Source organism: Micromonospora sp. DT47 (genome assembly GCF_049844475.1).
Taxonomy (GTDB): Bacteria; Actinomycetota; Actinomycetes; order Mycobacteriales; family Micromonosporaceae; genus Micromonospora.
Genome location: NZ_JBNCLC010000001.1, coordinates 58,319 through 75,303, shown reverse-complemented (window position 1 = coordinate 75,303; position 16,985 = coordinate 58,319). Strand labels below are relative to the sequence as shown.

At 73.6% G+C, this 16,985-nt stretch carries 16 protein-coding genes; 9 read left to right on the top strand and 7 right to left on the bottom strand.

All coding sequences use genetic code 11. The annotated features are described in order from the left end of the window. The first annotated feature begins 1 nt into the window (after nt 1). From ACLQ2U_RS00395 to ACLQ2U_RS00365, 7 genes are all read left to right on the top strand, one after another. A complete protein-coding gene (locus ACLQ2U_RS00395; RefSeq protein ID WP_425748438.1) occupies nt 2-745 on the top strand; it encodes an ABC transporter ATP-binding protein in 744 nt (247 codons plus the stop codon). Then, nucleotides 742-2,718, top strand: a complete 1,977-nt coding sequence (locus tag ACLQ2U_RS00390; RefSeq protein ID WP_425748436.1) for a DUF5941 domain-containing protein — start codon at nt 742-744, stop codon at nt 2,716-2,718. Before ACLQ2U_RS00395 ends, ACLQ2U_RS00390 begins: the two co-directional genes overlap by 4 nt. Nucleotides 2,719-2,734: 16 nt before the next feature. Next, nucleotides 2,735-4,912 carry a bifunctional glycosyltransferase/CDP-glycerol:glycerophosphate glycerophosphotransferase gene (locus tag ACLQ2U_RS00385; RefSeq protein ID WP_425748862.1) on the top strand — a complete coding sequence of 726 codons (2,178 nt, stop codon included), beginning with the start codon at nt 2,735-2,737 and terminating at the stop codon, nt 4,910-4,912. A 129-nt stretch (nt 4,913-5,041) separates the two neighbouring features. Next, a complete protein-coding gene (locus ACLQ2U_RS00380) occupies nt 5,042-6,346 on the top strand; it encodes an ABC transporter ATP-binding protein (protein ID WP_425748434.1) in 1,305 nt (434 codons plus the stop codon). Between the two features lie 117 nt (nt 6,347-6,463). Continuing rightward, a complete protein-coding gene (locus ACLQ2U_RS00375) occupies nt 6,464-6,931 on the top strand; it encodes a DUF4442 domain-containing protein (RefSeq protein WP_425748432.1) in 468 nt (155 codons plus the stop codon). Between the two features lie 58 nt (nt 6,932-6,989). Then, on the top strand, nt 6,990-7,739 hold the full coding sequence (locus tag ACLQ2U_RS00370) for a beta-phosphoglucomutase family hydrolase (RefSeq protein ID WP_425748431.1): 750 nt from the start codon (nt 6,990-6,992) through the stop codon (nt 7,737-7,739). Then, nucleotides 7,736-10,108: a glycoside hydrolase family 65 protein gene (locus ACLQ2U_RS00365; protein ID WP_425748429.1), complete on the top strand. Its 2,373-nt coding sequence runs from the start codon at nt 7,736-7,738 to the stop codon at nt 10,106-10,108. Before ACLQ2U_RS00370 ends, ACLQ2U_RS00365 begins: the two co-directional genes overlap by 4 nt. 148 nt (nt 10,109-10,256) lie before the next feature. Here ACLQ2U_RS00365 and ACLQ2U_RS00360 read toward each other — a convergent pair whose 3' ends face one another. Then, complete coding sequence (locus ACLQ2U_RS00360) at nt 10,257-10,436, bottom strand: hypothetical protein (RefSeq protein ID WP_425748861.1); 180 nt, start codon at nt 10,434-10,436, stop codon at nt 10,257-10,259. 450 nt (nt 10,437-10,886) lie between these two features. Between ACLQ2U_RS00360 and ACLQ2U_RS00355 the strand changes: the two genes are divergently transcribed. Beyond that, on the top strand, nt 10,887-11,546 hold the full coding sequence (locus ACLQ2U_RS00355) for a dienelactone hydrolase family protein (RefSeq protein ID WP_425748427.1): 660 nt from the start codon (nt 10,887-10,889) through the stop codon (nt 11,544-11,546). Between the two features lie 81 nt (nt 11,547-11,627). Here ACLQ2U_RS00355 and ACLQ2U_RS00350 read toward each other — a convergent pair whose 3' ends face one another. Next, a complete protein-coding gene (locus ACLQ2U_RS00350; protein ID WP_425748425.1) occupies nt 11,628-12,767 on the bottom strand; it encodes an AI-2E family transporter in 1,140 nt (379 codons plus the stop codon). Nucleotides 12,768-13,158: 391 nt separating this feature from the next. Between ACLQ2U_RS00350 and ACLQ2U_RS00345 the strand changes: the two genes are divergently transcribed. Then, on the top strand, nt 13,159-13,341 hold the full coding sequence (locus ACLQ2U_RS00345) for an antitoxin (protein ID WP_425748423.1): 183 nt from the start codon (nt 13,159-13,161) through the stop codon (nt 13,339-13,341). A 167-nt stretch (nt 13,342-13,508) separates the two neighbouring features. On the opposite strand, the gene ACLQ2U_RS00340 is transcribed toward ACLQ2U_RS00345, so the two are convergent. The 5 genes from ACLQ2U_RS00340 to ACLQ2U_RS00320 all read right to left on the bottom strand — a co-directional run bounded on the left by ACLQ2U_RS00340 (nt 13,509) and on the right by ACLQ2U_RS00320 (nt 16,942). After that, nucleotides 13,509-14,180: an HAD family hydrolase gene (locus ACLQ2U_RS00340; protein WP_425748421.1), complete on the bottom strand. Its 672-nt coding sequence runs from the start codon at nt 14,178-14,180 to the stop codon at nt 13,509-13,511. Between the two features lie 98 nt (nt 14,181-14,278). Next, a complete protein-coding gene (locus ACLQ2U_RS00335; RefSeq protein ID WP_425748420.1) occupies nt 14,279-14,974 on the bottom strand; it encodes a C39 family peptidase in 696 nt (231 codons plus the stop codon). A 291-nt stretch (nt 14,975-15,265) separates the two neighbouring features. Beyond that, entirely contained in the window at nt 15,266-15,691 is a 426-nt protein-coding gene (locus ACLQ2U_RS00330) for a pyridoxamine 5'-phosphate oxidase family protein (RefSeq protein ID WP_425748418.1), read from the bottom strand. Nucleotides 15,692-15,738: 47 nt separating this feature from the next. Then, nucleotides 15,739-16,080: a DUF1232 domain-containing protein gene (locus ACLQ2U_RS00325; RefSeq protein ID WP_425748416.1), complete on the bottom strand. Its 342-nt coding sequence runs from the start codon at nt 16,078-16,080 to the stop codon at nt 15,739-15,741. Nucleotides 16,081-16,144: 64 nt separating this feature from the next. Continuing rightward, nucleotides 16,145-16,942: a hypothetical protein gene (locus ACLQ2U_RS00320; RefSeq protein ID WP_425748415.1), complete on the bottom strand. Its 798-nt coding sequence runs from the start codon at nt 16,940-16,942 to the stop codon at nt 16,145-16,147. Nucleotides 16,943-16,985 lie beyond the last annotated feature (43 nt).

The following is a 16,985-nucleotide window of genomic DNA, read 5'->3' as shown; positions in this document are numbered from 1 at the left end:
CATGGCGCCGATCATCGAGGCCGAGGGGCTCGGCATCCGGTTCGTCCGCAACCGCCGGCGTCAGCTGCGCCTGCGGGAACTCTTCATCCACCGGGGTGGGCGCGGCGCCTCGTCCGCGCAGTTCTGGCCGCTGCGCGACGTCTCCTTCACGGTGGCGGCCGGGGACACGGTCGGCGTGATCGGGCGCAACGGCACCGGCAAGAGCACGCTGCTCCGGCTGATCGCCGGCGTGCTCATCCCCGACGAGGGGCGGATCCGGGTCCGCGGCGACGTCGCGCCGCTGCTGGAACTCTCCGCCGGCTTCTCCAGCGACCTGACCGGGCGGGACAACCTCTACCTGGTCGGCGGGCTGCACGGGCTCTCCTCGGCGTACCTGAAGCGGCACTTCGACGACATCGTCTCGTTCGCCGGCGAGCAGGTGGAACGGGCCATCGACACCTCCGTCCGGCACTACTCGTCCGGGATGAAGGTCCGGCTGGGCTTCGCGATCATCGCCCACCTGCCGCATCCGATCCTGCTGATGGACGAGGTGACCGCGGTGGGCGACGCGGAGTTCCGCAAGAAGTGCTATTCGACGATCGACCGGCTGCTCGCGGAGGGCCGGACCTTGGTGCTGGTGTCGCACAACGAGAAGGACCTGACCCGGTTCTGCCGTCGCGGCCTCTACCTCGATGGTGGCCGGCTCACCATCGACGGGACGGTCGCGGAGGCGCTGGACGCGTACCACGCCGCGGTCCCGCCGTGATGCTCGCGATCGTGCTCGCCGCCGGCGCGCCAGCCGCGGGCCTGCCCACCGGCACCGGGGAGACGCTCTCCGACCGGCTCGCCGCCCAGTGGCGCCGGGCCGGGGCGGAGCAGGTCCGGTCCGCCGCCGACCTGGACGAACTGGCAGCCCTGCTCGGCACCGCGGCCGGCCCGGTGATCGTCACCGGCGCCGACCTGGTCGCGCACACCGCCGTACTCAGACACCTGTCCACCAGCCCGGTCGGCCCGACGGTGGCCCTGGTGCTCACCGATCCGCCGGCCGCCGGGCGCAGCGCCGTCCACGAGGAGCGCGGGCAGGTGGTCGACGCTGGTCCGGAGCTGGCCGACGCCACCGGCGTCTTCGGCGGGGCGCTGCGGGTCGGCACGGAGGACCTGCCGGCCCTCGCGGCCGCCGCCCGGGCCGCCGCGTCGCCCGCCGCCGAGGTGCCCGCGGCCGGGCCCGCCGTGGACCGGGTCTTCGCCTCGCTGGTCGGCCTCGGCACGCTGACCTTCGCCCACCGGGTACGCCTGCTCGTCGCGCACCGGGTCGCCGACCCGGACGAGCTCTCCGTGGCCGAGGCGGCGGTGGCCGCGGTCGACGAGGATCGGGCAGAGCTGCGGCTCTCGGTCAAGGAGCGGGACGACTTCTTCACCACCTTCTTCGTCAGCACCTGGTCGCCGTACCTGACGAAGTTCGCCGCCCGGATCGGGCTCGGCCCGACCGCCGTCACGCTGCTCTCGGTGCTCTTCGCGGTGAGCGCGGCGGTCCTCTTCGGCCTCGGCGGGCGTCCCGCGCTGGTCGGCGGGGCGGTCCTGCTCTATCTCGGCTTCGTGCTGGACTGCGTGGACGGCCAGCTGGCCCGCTACACCCGGCAGTTCAGCGCCTGGGGCGGCTGGCTGGACACGATGGCCGACCGGGCCAAGGAGTACCTGGTCTACGCCGGCCTGGGCTTCGGCGCGACGCAGGCCGGGTTCCGGTACGGCTGGGCCCTGGCGATCGCCGCGATGACCATGCAGACCGTGCGGCACATGACCGACGCCTGGTACGGCGTGCTGCACGACGAGGCCGTCCACCGCCCGAGGACGGCGCGGGGCGCCGGCGGCGCGATCGGCGACCGGTTGAACACCGCGTCGACCCGGGTGCAGGCGGACACCGGGTCGGCGTCGTACTGGCTGAAGCGGACGGTGGTCTTCCCGATCGGGGAGCGGTGGGCGCTGATCGCGCTCACCGTGGCGCTGTTCAACCCGCTGGTCAGCCTGGTCGCGGTGCTGGTGTGGGGGACGCTGGCGTTCGGGTACACCGGCGCGCTGCGGACCCTGCGGGCCCGCTGGATGTGGGTGCCGGTGCTGGACACGGTCGACGCGACGCTGCACCGCGACGACGGGCCGCTGGCCGCCCGGCTGCCGGTGGTCCGGCGGGCGGGGCCGTTGAGGCTGGCGGTGGTCGGTGCGCTCGGCCCGGCGGCGCTGCTGGTCGCGGAGCTGCTCCGGCTCGGCGGCGCCGGTGACCCCGGCGGGCTGCTCCGCTTGGTGCCGGTGGCGTTGCTGGTGCTGCTGGTCGCCGGCCTGGGCGCGGGCGCGGCGCACAACGGACCGCTGGACTGGCTGGTGCCGGCGGCGCTGCGGGCCGGGGAGTACCTCTTCGCGATCGCCGTCGGGGTGGTCGGCGGCGGGCCGCCGTGGCTGATCTTCGGGTACGTCTTCGTGCTCACCCTGCACCACTACGACCTGGTCGCCCGGCTGGAGAAGCGGCAGCCGGCCCCGCCGCTGCACCCGTGGACCCTGGGCTGGGAGGGCCGCTCGGTGCTGCTGGCGCTGGCGGCGATTGCCGGTTTGGCGGGCAGCGGGATGGCTACACTCGGTGCGTACCTTTTCGTGGTTTTCGTGGCGAGTGTCGTCCTGACCTGGGTCGTCCTGCCGGCCCGCGCCACCCGGGCGGCGGCCGCTTCGGTGAGGGGTGGTTCGCCGGGCTGACGGACGGGCGGTGAGGATGACCCTGATCAGCGTCGTCGTCCCCGCCTTCCGGGTGCAGGGCTACCTGCGCGAATGCCTGGACTCCCTGCTCGACCAGCCGTTCGGCGACATCGAGGTGATCGGCGTCGACGACGCCTCGCCGGACGCCAGCGGCGACATCCTCGACGAGTACGCCGCCCGCGACCCCCGGGTCCGCCCGCTGCGGCTGACCGAGAACGTCGGGCTCGGCCCGGCCCGCAACGCGGGGCTGGACCGGGCCGCCGGCGAGTACGTCTGGTTCGTCGACGGCGACGACTGGCTGGCGCCGGAGTGCCTCGCGGAGGTGGCCGACCGGCTGCTGGCCACCCGCCCGGACGTGCTCGTCGTCGACCACGTCCGGCGGTACTGGGACGACACCGCCACCCGCAGCGCGATGGCCGAGGTCTTCCCGGAACCGCCCGGCGAGGCGACGTTCCGGCTGCGCGACCGGCCGGAGACCATGCGGCTGTTGCACACGGCCTGGAACCGGCTGGTCCGCCGGCGGTTCCTGGTCGACCTCGGGTTGCGCTTCGCCCCCGGCTGGTACGAGGACGTCTCGTTCACCTATCCGGTGATGCTGGCCGCCGAGCGGATCGACGTGCTCGACCGGGTCTGCGTCAACTACCGGCAGCGGCGGGCCGGGGCGATCACCCGGACCCGGGGTGACCGGCACTTCGAGGTCTTCGAGCAGTGGCACCGGGTGTTCCGGCTGATGGACCGCTGGGGCGAACCGGTGGCCGACCTGCGCCCCGCCGTCTTCGAGCGGATGATCTGGCACTACCTGACCGTGCTCGGCCACGGCGAACGGATCGCCCCGGAGCTGCGCCCGGCCTTCTTCGAGCGGATCACCGCCGACTACCGGCGCTGGCTGCCGCCCGGCGGCTACCCGGCACCGGACGGGGTGGAGGGGCTCAAGCACCGGCTGGTGGCGGCGGGCCGGTGGCGTACCTTCAGCGCGTTGCGTGGCGCGAACCAGGCCCGGGCCACGGCCCGGTCCGCCCGCCGGCGGGCGCTGCCGGTGGCCCGCCGGACCGCCAGGCTGACCCGGGACGCGCTGCTGCGCGAGTACTACCGGGCCGAGCTGCGCCGGCCGATGGACCCGACGCTGGCCGTCTACGCCGCCTACTGGTACCGGGGGTACGCCTGCAACCCGGCCGCCATCGACGCCGCAGCCCGCCGGCTGGCCCCCCAGGTACGCGGGGTGTGGATCGTCCGGCGGGACCGGGTCGACACGCTGCCGCCCGGCGTCGAGTACGTGGTCGCCGGCACCCGCGGCTACTACCAGGCGCTGGCCCGGGCGCGCTGGCTGGTCAACAACGTGAACTTCCCCGACTTCGTCCGCAAGCGGCCCGGTTCGGTGCACGTGCAGACCCACCACGGCACCCCGGTCAAGGTGATGGGGCTGGACCAGCAGCGCTACCCGCTCGGCGCGGCCGGGATGGACTTCGCCGGGCTGCTGCGCCGGGTGGACCGGTGGGACTTCAGCATCACCTCGAACAGCTTCTCCACGCAGATGTGGGACCGGGCCTACCCGGCGGACTACACCACCCTGGAGGTCGGCTACCCGCGCAACGACCGGCTGGCCACCGCCACCGCCGAGGAGGTCCGGGAGGTGCGGGACCGGCTCGGCGTCGCCCCGGACGAGCGGGTGGTGCTCTACGCGCCGACGCACCGGGAACACGTGCCGGGCTACCGGCCGCCGTTCGACCCGGAGCGGCTGCTCGACGTGCTCGGGCCGACCGGACGGCTGCTGATCCGCAGCCACTACTTCCACGACCGGGACGGCCGGGCCCGCCGGCGTACCCGGGGACGGGCCGTCGACGTCAGCGACCACCGCTGCGTGGAGGACCTCTACCTCGCCGCCGACGTGCTGGTCACCGACTACTCCTCGGCGATGTTCGACTATGCCGTGCTGGACCGGCCGATCGTCGTCTACGCCCCGGACCGGGACGCCTACCGGCTGGCTCGGGGGGTCTACTTCGACGTCACCGCCGAACCGCCCGGCGCGGTCGCGCTCACCTTCGACGAGCTGCGGGAGACCTTCCGTGCCGGCGCGGTCGACGGCGCGGGGGCGACCCGGGCGCGGCAACGGTTCCGGGAGCGGTTCTGCGCCCTGGACGACGGGCACGCGGCGGAGCGGGTGGTCCGCCGGGTCTTCCTCGACGACCCGGCCTGATCCGCCCCGGCGGCACGCTGGGCCGTCATAGCGGTGTCACGAGTCGAACATGGCACGTTCACCCGATGTGCTGCCGCAGAGATCCTCGTCACAGTCAAGCGGGATTCCGCCGAGCTGGGGGAGGAGACGGTGACCACCGTCGCGCTCAAGGATGTCACCAAGGTGTTCCAGGACGGGACGCTCGCGGTCGACAGCGTCAATCTGGACGTCAACGACGGCGAGTTCATGGTGCTGCTCGGGCCGTCCGGCTGCGGGAAGTCCACCGTGCTGCGGATGGTCGCCGGGCTGGAGGATCCGACCTCCGGCGCGGTGATGCTCGACGGCGAGGTCGCCAACGACCTGCCGCCGCGCGAGCGCAGGATCGCCATGGTCTTCCAGGACTTTGCGCTCTACCCGCACATGAGCGTCGGCGACAACATCGCCTTCCCGCTGCGGTTGGCCGGCGTCGAGCCGGCCCCGCGCGGCGAGCGGGTCACCGATGTGGCCAGCGCGCTCGGCATCGGCGACGTGCTGGGACGCAAGCCGAGCCAGCTCTCCGGCGGCCAGCGGCAGCGGGTGGCGATGGGTCGGGCGATAGTTCGCCGACCCGGCCTGTTCCTGATGGACGAACCCCTCTCCAACCTGGACAGCGGGCTTCGGGCCGAGCTGCGCGCGGAGATCTCCGGGCTGACCCGGAAGCTGGGCATCACCACCATCTACGTCACGCACGACCAGGCCGAGGCGCTGACCATGGCCGACCGGGTCGCCATCATGCGCCGGGGGGTCCTCCAGGACGTCGGCACCCCCACCCAGGTGTACGGCCGGCCGGCCACCCTCTACGTGGCCGCGTTCCTCGGCAGCCCTCGGATGAACCTGCTGGAGGCGTCGGTCTACGTCCACCTCGACCGGTACGTCACGCTCAACCTCGGCGAGCAGTCGCTCTATCTGCCGTGGGACGACATCCGCAGTCGGGCCGTGGCGCACTACCACGGTGAAAGGATCGTGGTCGGGATGCGGGCCGAGGCGCTGACCCCGGTGGCCCCGGACACCCCGGGCGACGTGCTCCAGGGCCGGATCCGCCACCTGGAGCACCACGGGCACGAGTCGCTGGCTTTCCTCGACATCGGCGCCACCGCCATCGTGGTCGACGAGCTGGGCACCCCGGTGCAGAGCGCCGCCGGTGGCCAGCGCGGTCTGCGCCGGTTCGGCCAGGTGATGCAGCGGCTGACCGGGCGGGCCGCTGAGACCGAGCCGGAACTGGCGGTCGGCGGGGGCAACCGGACCAGCGTGCTGAACGACCCGGGTCGGCACCAACGCCGCCCCGCCGAGCTGGCGGTGCGCCTCGCCCCGTACCCGGCGATCTCCGCGGGCCACCCGATGTCCGTCGCGGTACGCATGGACGCGCTGCACTTCTTCGACGAGCGCGGCGACCGGATCGACGTGGGCTGGCGGTGAGCCGTCGGGCCGCCGCGGAGGAGTCGCCGTCGTCCCCTCTTCTGGTCGCCGTTCGCTGGTCGGCGATATCGCCGGGGTGTCTTGCCGGCAAAGTTACCGACTAGTAACGTCGGGGGCATGTCCATCGACTCGCGCCAGGTGGCGGCCGGAATGCTCCAGGCCGTCCCGTTCGCCCGTACTCTCGGCTTCGAGTTCGTCGAGGTCGCGCCGGAGGCCGAAGGTGGCGTCCGCGCGGTCGTCCGGCTGCCCGACACGCCGGCCACCCACAACCACGTCGGCGGTCCGCACGCCGGGGCCATGTTCACCCTCGGCGAGACCGCGTCCGGCGCGGTGGTGATGGCCGCCTTCGGTCACCTGCTCGACCGGGCGGTGCCGCTCGCCGTCCGGGCCGACATCGCGTACCGGAAGCTGGCCATGGGGCCGGTGCTGGCCACCGCCCGGCTCGGCCGCCCCCCCGCCGAGGTGACCGCCGAGCTGGACGCCGGGCAGCGGCCGGAGTTCCCGGTCGAGGTCGAGATCGGCACCGAGGACGGCACGCCGACCTCGGTGATGACCGTGGTCTGGACGCTGCGCCCCCACCGCTGACCCACCCGTCGGACGTGAATCCGGTCTGCCCGGCCGATCCGGTGGATAGATTCGTACCGTGCTGGGTCTACCCACTCATGTGACCGCCTGTCTCTTCGATCTGGACGGTGTGCTGACGCAGACCGCCCGGGTGCACAACGCCGCCTGGAAGCAGACCTTCGACGACTTCCTGCGGGGCCGCGCGGCCGCCACCGGCGAGCCGTTCCGGCCGTACGACCCGGGCCCGGACTACAACCGGTACGTCGACGGGAAGCCCCGGGCCGACGGGGTGCGCTCCTTCCTCGACTCGCGCGGGATCGTGCTTCCCGAGGGGAGCCCGAACGACCCGCCGGAGGCGGACACCGTCAACGGGGTGGGGAACCGCAAGAACGTCGTCCTGCTGGAGCGGATCCACACCGACGGCGTCGAGGTCTACCCCGGCTCGGTGACCTACCTGCGGGCCGCGGCCGCGGCCGGGCTGCGCCGGGCGGTGGTCTCGGCGAGCGCCAACTGCCGCGAGGTGGTGGCCGCCGCCGGGCTGGAACCGCTGCTCGAGGCGCGGGTCGACGGGTTGCTGGCTCGGGCCGAGGGGCTGCGCGGCAAGCCGTACCCGGACACCTTCCTGGCCGGGGCGAAGCTGCTCGGCGTCGAACCGGCGAACGCGGCCGTCTTCGAGGACGCCCTCGCCGGGGTGGCCGCGGGCCGGGCCGGCAACTTCGGGTACGTGGTCGGTGTCGACCGGGTCGGTCAGGCCGACGGGCTGCGCGCGCACGGCGCGGACATCGTGGTCACCGACCTCGCCGACCTGTTGAAGGGGGCGGCGGCATGATCCGCGAACGCGCCTATCCGGTCGAGCCGTGGCACGTCCGGGAGACCCGGCTGGACATGGACGTGCTCGCCCAGTCGGAGTCGGTCTTCGCGCTCTCCAACGGCCACGTCGGCCTGCGCGGCAACCTCGACGAGGGGGAGCCGCACGGCCTGCCCGGCACCTACCTCAACTCCTTCTACGAGCTGCGCCCGCTGCCGTACGCGGAGGCCGGCTTCGGCTTCCCCGAGTCGGGCCAGACCATCGTCAACGTCACCAACGGCAAGCTGATCCGGCTGCTGGTCGACGACGAGCCGCTCGACGTCCGGTACGGCGAGCTCCTCGCCCACGAGCGGATCCTCGACCTGCGTGCCGGCACCCTGCACCGGGAGCTGCACTGGCGCTCCCCGGCCGGGAGTGAGGTCAAGGTGCGCAGCACCCGGCTGGTCTCCTTCACCCAGCGGGCGGTCGCCGCGATCCACTACGAGGTGGAGGCGGTGAACGGCCCGCTGCGGCTCATCCTCCAGTCCGAGCTGGTCGCCAACGAGACCCTGCCGGCGCAGAGCCGCGACCCCCGGGTGGCCGCGGTGCTGGAGTCCCCCCTGCAGGCCGAGGAGGAGCTGACCACCGACGACGGCGGGCTGCTGATCCACCGCACCAAGGTCAGCGGGCTGCGGGTGGCCGCCATCATGGGTCACGACGTGGACGCCCCGACGAAGGCCACCATCGAGTCCGAGGGGTACCAGGACTGGGTGCGGACCACGGTCGGGTGCGTGCTCAAGCCCGGCGAGACGCTGCGGGTGGTCAAGTACCTGACGTACGGCTGGTCCAGCCGCCGGTCGCTGCCGGCGCTGCGCGACCAGGTCGGCGCGGCGCTCGCCGCGGCCCGCCTGGACGGCTGGGAGGGGCTGCGCCGGGAGCAGCGGGAATACCTGGACGAGTTCTGGGACGCGGCCGACGTGCGGTTGGAGGGCGACCCGGAGGTGCAGCAGGCGGTCCGGTTCGGACTGTTCCACGTGCTCCAGGCCGGCGCCCGGGCTGAGCGGCGGCCGATCGCCGCGAAGGGCCTGACCGGCCCCGGGTACGACGGGCACGCCTTCTGGGACACCGAGATGTTCGTGCTCCCGGTGCTCACGTACACCCAGCCGAGCGCGGTCCGGGACGCGCTGCACTGGCGGCACTCCACCCTGGAACAGGCCCGGGAGCGGGCCCGGACGTTGAACCTGGAGGGTGCGGCTTTCCCGTGGCGGACCATCGAGGGCGCCGAGTCGTCGGCGTACTGGCCGGCCGGTACGGCCGCGTTCCACATCGCCGCCGACGTCGCCGACGCGCTGCGCCGGTACCTGCTGGTCACCGGCGACGAGCAGCTGGAACGGGACATCGGCCTGGAGCTGCTGGTGGAGACCGCCCGGCTCTGGCGTTCGCTGGGACACCACGACCGGAGCGGCCGGTTCCACATCGACGGGGTGACCGGCCCGGACGAATACACCGCGGTCAAGGACGACAACATCTACACCAACCTGATGGCGCAGCGGAACCTGCTCGCCGCCGCCGAGTGCGCGATGCGCCTCCGGGACGACGCCATCGACCTCGGGGTTACCGAGGAGGAGGCGGCCGAGTGGCGGGACGCCGCGCGTGCCATGCACGTCCCGTACGACGAGGGGCTCGACGTGCACGAGCAGGTGGATGGCTTCACCCGGCTGCAGGAGTGGGACTTCGACCACACCCCGGCGGAGAAGTACCCGCTGCTGCTGCACTACCCGTACTTCGACCTGTACCGCAAGCAGGTGATCAAGCAGGCCGACCTGGTGCTCGCCATGCACTGGCGGGGTGACGCGTTCACCGGCGCGGAAAAGCTGCGCAACTTCCTCTACTACGAGCGGCGCACCGTCCGCGACTCGTCGCTGTCGGCCTCCACCCAGGCGGTGATGGCGGCCGAGGTGGGCCACCCGGAGCTGGCCCACAGGTACCTGCGCGAGGCCGCGCTGATGGACCTGCACGACCTGAACGAGAACACCCGCGACGGCGTGCACATGGCCTCGCTCGCGGGTGCCTGGATCGCGCTGGTGGCGGGCTTCGGCGGGCTCCGCGACCACGACGGGACGCTGTCGTTCTCGCCACGGCTCTCCAGCCGGATGAGCCGGTTGGAGTTCTCGCTTCAGTGGCGCGCGATGCGGCTACGGGTGGACGTCCGGCCGCACCAGACGACGTACTCGCTGCGCAACGGCGGGTCGGACACCGTGCTGGAGTTGCGGCACCACGGCGAGACGGTCCGGGTCACCTGCGCCATGCCGGTCACCGTCCCGGTTTCCCCCGCCGATCCGTCCGGACCGGCTCCGGAGCATCCCCCCGGCCGCGCCCCCCTGCTCCGTCTTCCGGAAGGCCGCCCCTGACTCTGCCCGCCCTGACCGGGCCGGCCCTGACCCTGCCCGCCCCCGCGGCCGTCCGGCCTCTGCCGGGTTGATCATGAGGTTGACGGCGTAGTCGATCGCCGATCCTGCCGCCAACCTCATGATCACCGCTGTCGTCGGGCGGCCCGGGTCAGAACTGGCGGCCGTTGGAGGGGCGGCCCGCGGCGTCGCGCGGGCTGGTCGCGCGGGGGTCGTCCGAGGTACGGGCCTTCGCCGCCTCGTCCGCCCAGTCCCGGCTGCGCTCGGCGTCCTCTTCGAGGCGTTCCTGCTCGGCGGTCCGGGTCTGCTGTCGGGCCTTCTGCTCGGCCATGACGTCCTCGCGATCGTCGGGGCGCGGCTGCGCCGGCTCTGCGGTCACCCCGCGGCTTCCCGATCGCCCCGCCGACAAACGGCGTGGGCGCCGGGGCGTCGCCGCCGGCCCTGGTCCGAACGACGTCGCGCGGCCCGCCGCCTGCCTCCGCCCGCCCGCCGCCTGAACCGCCTGCCGCCCGGACCGGTCCGGCCGCCAGTCGGCGATCGCCCCGTCCGCCACGACCAGCCCGATCGAGCGGACCACGGCGCCGAACAGCCCGGCGACGGCGAACCCGGCGGCGAAGAGCGGCCCCGGTCGGGCCGCGCGGTGGAGCAGCAGCGCCCAGCCCGGCCCGACGTGCACGGCGATGGGCTTGGGTGCCGGCGGTGCGGGTATGACCGGCGGACCGGCGCGGAGCCGGAGGCTAGGGAGACGCCGCCGCGGAGCCGGCGGCTAGGGAGGTCGACGATGCGCACAGGCGGCAACGAGGTGACGATTCCGGCCGTGGAGGCGGGACTTCCGGCCGACGTGCTGGTACCCGAGGGGGCGACCGGTGTGGTGGCCTTCGCGCACGGCAGCGGCAGTTCCCGGCACAGCCCCCGCAACGTGGCGGTGGCCCAGGTGCTCCAGCGCGCCGGCCTCGCCACCGTGCTGGTCGACCTGCTCACGCCCGAGGAGGACCGGCTGGACGCGGTCACGGCCGAGCTGCGTTTCGACATCGGGCTGCTCGCGGACCGGCTCGCCGGGATCGTGGACTGGCTGGGCACCGAGGTCACGCTGGGTCGGTTGCCGGTTGGCCTGTTCGGGGCGAGCACCGGCGCGGCGGCGGCCCTGGTCGCCGCGGCGGCCCGACCGGACCGGGTGGCGGCGGTGGTGTCCCGGGGTGGCCGTCCCGACCTGGCCGGCGCCGCGCTCTCGGGGGTACGCGCGCCGACGCTGCTGCTGGTGGGCGGCCTCGACGAAGAGGTGATCACGTTGAACGAGCAGGCCGCCGCGGCGCTTCAGGCGCCCCACGAGCTGCGGATCGTGCCCGGCGCCACCCACCTCTTCGAGGAGCCGGGCAAGCTCGACCAGGTCGCCGACGCGGCCGCCGATTGGTTCGCCACCCACCTCCGCGTCCCCGCCTGACCGCCACTCCGCTGTCTTCGGGTGCGTCTGTCGTCGCTCCGGCGACAAGAAACGCACCCGAAGACGCCCGCCGGCGGCGGATCAGGCGGGGGCGGACGGGGGTGGCGTGGCGCGGGCGGCGGCGGCCCGCTCCCGGTGCCGCTGCACGGTGTCGACCACTCGGTAGGTGACGGCGGCGATCGGCACCGAGACGAAGGCGCCGGCGATCCCGGCGATCAGCGTGCCGGCGGTGACCGCCACCAGGATGACCACCGGGTGCAGCTGCACCTGTCGCTTCATGATCAGCGGTTCCAGCAGGTTGCCCTCGATCTGCTGGACGGCGATCACCGCGGCCAGCACGAGCAGCGCCGTGGTCGGACCCTTGGCGGCGAGCGCCACCAGCACCGCCACCGTGCCGGCCACCGTCGCCCCGATGATCGGCACGAAGCCGCCGAGGAAGGTGATCAGCGCCAGCGGCAGGGCCAGCGGCACCCCGAGCAGCACCAGCGCCAGCCCGATGCCGATCGCGTCGATCGCCGCGATGATCATCGTGCCCCGGCTGTACGAGCCGAGCGTCCGCCAGCCGACCCGACCGGCCTCGGCGGTCACCTCGCGGTTCGGGCCGGTCAGCCGGCGCAGCACCCAGCGCCACATCGACCGGCCGTCCTTGAGCAGGAAGAACAGAAGCACCAGGGCGAGCAGGGTGGAGCCGGCCACCTCCGCGGCGGTCCGCGCCCCGCCCACCGGGTCGAAGCCGCCGCCCATGCCGTCCCGTACCTGCTGGATCAGCTTGTCGAGCTGGGCGTCGCTGATCGGCAGGGTGGAGGTGACGAAGTCCCGGCTGCGCTGCAGGCCCTCGCCGAGCTGCTGGCTCAGCTCGCTGAACTGGGCGGCGGTCAGGTTCCACACCAGCACGCCCGCCCCGACCAGGATGCCGAGCAGCAGCAGGATGGTGAGCAGGGCGGCCGGCGCCGGCGGTACCCGCAACCGGCGCAGGCGCAGCAGCACCGGGTCCAGCAGCGCGGTCAGGAAGAGCGTCACGGCCAGCGCGATCGCCAGTGGCGCCAGCAGCACCGCGACCTTCCCCAGCAGGTGCAGCCCGACCACCACGACGATCACGCAGGCACTCCAGACCACCGCGGTGCGGACCAGCCAGGGCAGCGCCGCCCAGGCCTGGCGCGGCGCCGGGCGGGTGCCCGCCGTCGTCACCTCGGGCGTACTCCCGTCTCTGTCATCGACCACGTCGACCCTCCTCGTCTCGCCGGGGTCGATACCCGACCGGCCGTGTCGCGACACCCGGTGGCTCAACGTCCCGCCGGAACCGGAGTTCCGCTCAGCGCAGTTCCGGCCAGGCCGCCAGGTGGCCGCCGTCGTCGGGCCGCGCCGTGGGGCGGTTCCGGCACCCTCGTCCACCGGGCCGCCACCGCCGCCACGGCCGGAGGCGGCGGCCATGCCATGGACCGCGCCGGCGAGGACCGTCCATGTGGTACGCCGCTTCAGGTCCGCAGAGAGCGGCACCCAGGCGATCCGGGCGAGCAGGAGCCTCCCGGCGAGCTGCCGGCCGGTCGATCCTACGGGTGTTTGCGGCCGGGACCCGGGGGAAGGCAGAAGGCAAGGAATGAGGAGGACCGTGATGAGTGACTTCAGGGACAAGGCCCAGGATTTCGCCGACAAGCACGACAAGCAGGTCGACCAGGGCCTCGACAAGGCCGGCGACTACGCCGACCAGCGCACTGCCGGCAGGCACGACGAGCAGATCGACAAGGGCGTCGACATGGCGCAGCAGCGCACCGGTGAGGGCGACCAGGATCGCTGATCCGTCCTTCCCGTTGCCGGGCCACCCGATCCGGGTGACCCGGCAGCGCTGTGTCCACACCCGCACACCCCTGCTGACCGTCGACCTGCGGGGAGCCGGCCTGGTTGGCCACCCCGCCGGCGTCCGCGTCGTGCTCGGCGACCCGCGGTTCGGTCGGCGCCGGCAGGTCAGATCGGGGCCGGCGTCCTGAGCAGGGCGGGCAGTTCGGTGAGGGAGGCGATCACCGGGCCGTCCCAGGTCGGGTCGGTGTCGTTGTGCTCGGTGGTGCGGAGCACGGTCATGCCGAGCGCCGCCGCCCCGGCCAGCTCGCCGTCCGAACCGTCGCCGACGAACACGCAGTCGCCGGGCGCGACGCCGAGCCGGCCGGCTGCGGCCAGGTAGATCGCCCGATCCGGTTTGGCCACTCCCAGCTCGCAGGAGAAGATCGCGGCGTCCAGGCGCCGGGCGAGCCTGCTCTGCGGCCACGCCTCCGCCGTCTCCGAGGTGGCGTTGCTGACCAGGGCGAGCCGGTGTCCGGCGGCCCGGAGCGCGTCGAGTGTGTCCAGGGTGGTGGGTGGAACGGAGTCGAGCACCCGCCGGGCCAGCGCACGGCGGAGCGACCCCGCGCGCGCCACGACGTCGTCCGGGGGCGTGCCGCCGAGCCGCCCGGCGAGGATCCGGACCGTCTCCTCCACGTCCCATCGGACCAGCCGGTCCCGCCAGGTGGCGTGGTAGGCGGCGACCAACGCGGCCGGTTCCACCCCGACCATCGCGCCCATCTCGGCGACGACCCGGTCGCGTTCCTCGTCGGCTCCGCGAACGAGGGTGTCGAAGAGGTCGAGGACCACGGCTCGCGGCATCGCCGGATCCTAACCGGTGCGGGGCATCGGCGCTGAGACGCCGAAAGGGCCGGCCTCCCCGTGCGGGGAGGCCGGCCCTCGTCGGTCGTGCGCTGGGATCAGGAGCTGTAACCGCGGCCCGCGATCCAGTTCGCCACCTCGGTCACGTCCATCCAGTACTCCTGGACGTCCGGAGCGGCCGGGTCGGCGATCTTGACGATGTTGCCGTCGTCCTTGTACTCCACCACGGTCACGTAGTGACCGGGGTAGCTGTGCTCGACGCCGTCGACGTCCACCGCGCCGCCCAGGATGTTGGCGACGACCGGGTCACCGTCGTCCACCGCGGCCTTGATGTCGGCCCGGAGCCGCTCGACCTGCTCCTTCGAGGCAGTGTCCGAGCTGATCTCGGTGGTCTTGTACTTGCCGTGGGTGTACTCATTCAGCACCCGGGTGATGTCGATCGCCGAGTCGGTGCCGTTCTCGGTGGTGCCGAGCTTCTCGGCCAGCTCGTCCTGGCTGACCGTCTTGCCCTCGGCCGACAGGGCGATCCGGGTCGAGGCCGGGCCGCAGTAGAAGAAGTTCGGCTGGGCCTGGTACTCGAAGCCGGCGCGGCGCTCGGCCTTGCCCTTGTCGCCGCCCTTGTCGGACTTGCCCTTCTCGGCCTTGTCCTTGTCGCCGCCCTTGTCGGCGACGACGGAGGTGGTCGGCTTCTCGGCCGGCGCGGCGTGCGCGGCCACGGCGGGGCCGGCGACGGCGCCACCGGTCATGATCAGGCCGGCGACGGAAAGCATGCTGTTACGGAAGATCGTGTTCATGGTCGAAGCTCCGCTCGGGGATTGACGTCCGGCGTCGGGGACGCGGACGCAAGCATCGGGAAGGGCACTCGAGTGATCGGTGTGCCGGGGCGCTCGGCCCGCTCGCTCACCGGGGATGTAACGACCGGTGGCCCTGGGCCATTCCGGCCCGTCCGCCGTGCTGCTCGGTCATACGGAGGGTGTAACGACCGGTGGCAGGCGGCGATTCCGCCCGAGGGGTGGCGCTGGCCACCGACAGAACGGACATCCGGGTGAAGACCTCGCGCCCGATCCTCGGAAGTGGTCGGGTGGTCAGGAACCGGATGCCGGGGGCAGGCTGCCCAGCAGGCGGGTGACGGTGATCTCGATGACGACCCGTTCCGGGTTCGGGCGGGGCTGCCGGTAACGCTCGGCGTACCGGCGCTCGGCCTCGGCCACCGACGCCGGGTCGGAACGGAGCACCGCCCGCCCCTCGATGGTGAGCCACCAGCGACCGCCGACGTGGCAGACCGCCACCGGGGTGCCCGCCGCGCCGGCTGCGGCCACGTGCCGGGCCTTCGCCGAGCCCCCCGACGTGATCACCCGGGCCAGTCCGGCGTCCGCGTCGAAGGTGACACCCACCGGCACCACGTGCGGGGTGCCGTCGGCGCGCAGGGTGGTCAGCGTGGCGAGGTGCCGCTCCCGACAGAAGGCGAGCACCCGCTCGTCGTGCGGGTCCAACCGATGGTCGCCCGCCATGTCCGTCCCCCGTCTCGCGGCCGGGCGTCGCCCCGGTCCGGCTCCGATCATGGCACGGTACGGCGTACCGGTTCCTGGTCCGGGGGAGTGTCCGGCTGACCGGGCAGCCGCCGGGCGGCCGTACGACGCTGGTGGACCAGCCGGGTCAGGAAGAACAGCGCCCCGGCGAGGACACCCATGTCGTCCAGGTAGATCGGGTCGGGGAGCAGGTCGACCGGGAGGATGGTGTAGATCAGCGCGCCGTAGAAGGCGACCTTGCCGCTCACGCCGAGCGCGCCGAGCAGCCGCCGGGTGCGGACCACCCGGATCGCCAGCAGCACCGCGCCGACCAGCGTGGCCAGCGCCAGGATGCCGCCGACCACCACGAGGACCCACGTCTCCCGGGACATGTCGCCACGCTAGCCGAACGACGCCCGGCCCGCCCGGGACGAGCCGCCGCCGGCCGTTGTCCGATCAGTACGCGGCGGCCGCCGCCCGACCGCGCGCCACGGCCGCCGACTCCCGGGTCGGCTCCGCCACCGGCCGCCGGGTCTCCGGCATCGGCACCACCGACTCCGACTCCTCCGGCCTGCGGTCGAGCGCGGCGAACGCCTCGTCGCGCAGGCTCCGGGCGGCCGAGGCGGCGATGTCGGCGTCCCGCCAGGCTGCCTGCTCCCGCTCCACCGCGGCCCGGTGCCGGGCGGCCAGGTTGTCCCGCGCCGCGCGGCGCAGCAGCAGCTCCTGCTCCACCGGGTGCCGGCGCGGGTCCCAGCCGGCGCGGTGGCCGAAGACGTCGCTGAGCTGCTCGACCGAGAACTCCTTGCGCCAGTACGCGTCCAGCGCCGCCCGGTGCAGGTACCGCTCCCGGTCGGCGTACTCGGCCGGGGTGCGCACCGTCCGCGGCAGCGGCATGGCTGCGGCGGCGGAGAGCCGGCGGACGTCCGCCTCGGCGGTCTCGTACGCCTGCCAGGCCGACTCGACCTCCTCCTGGACGGCCAGCCACTCGGCCCGCCGCCGCTCGGCGGTCGCCGCCGCGCGTTCGGCCGCCACCGCGACCTCCTGGGCGTACCGGGTGCGTTCCCGCTCCTCCTCGGCCAGCTCGAGGTCGCCGGGGAGCGCGGCCTCCCGGAACCGGCCGGCGAGGGCGAGCCGGAACAGGTCCGGGCGGACGACCAGGCCCGCCACGGCGACGGCCGCGACGGCGAGCAGGGCCAGCCAGATCAGGGCGGCGGCGGGGACGTCGGGCAGGACGGCGGAGAAGACGGTCTGCATCACCAGCACCTCACGGTGGGAACGATGTGGAGGGACGAGCGGG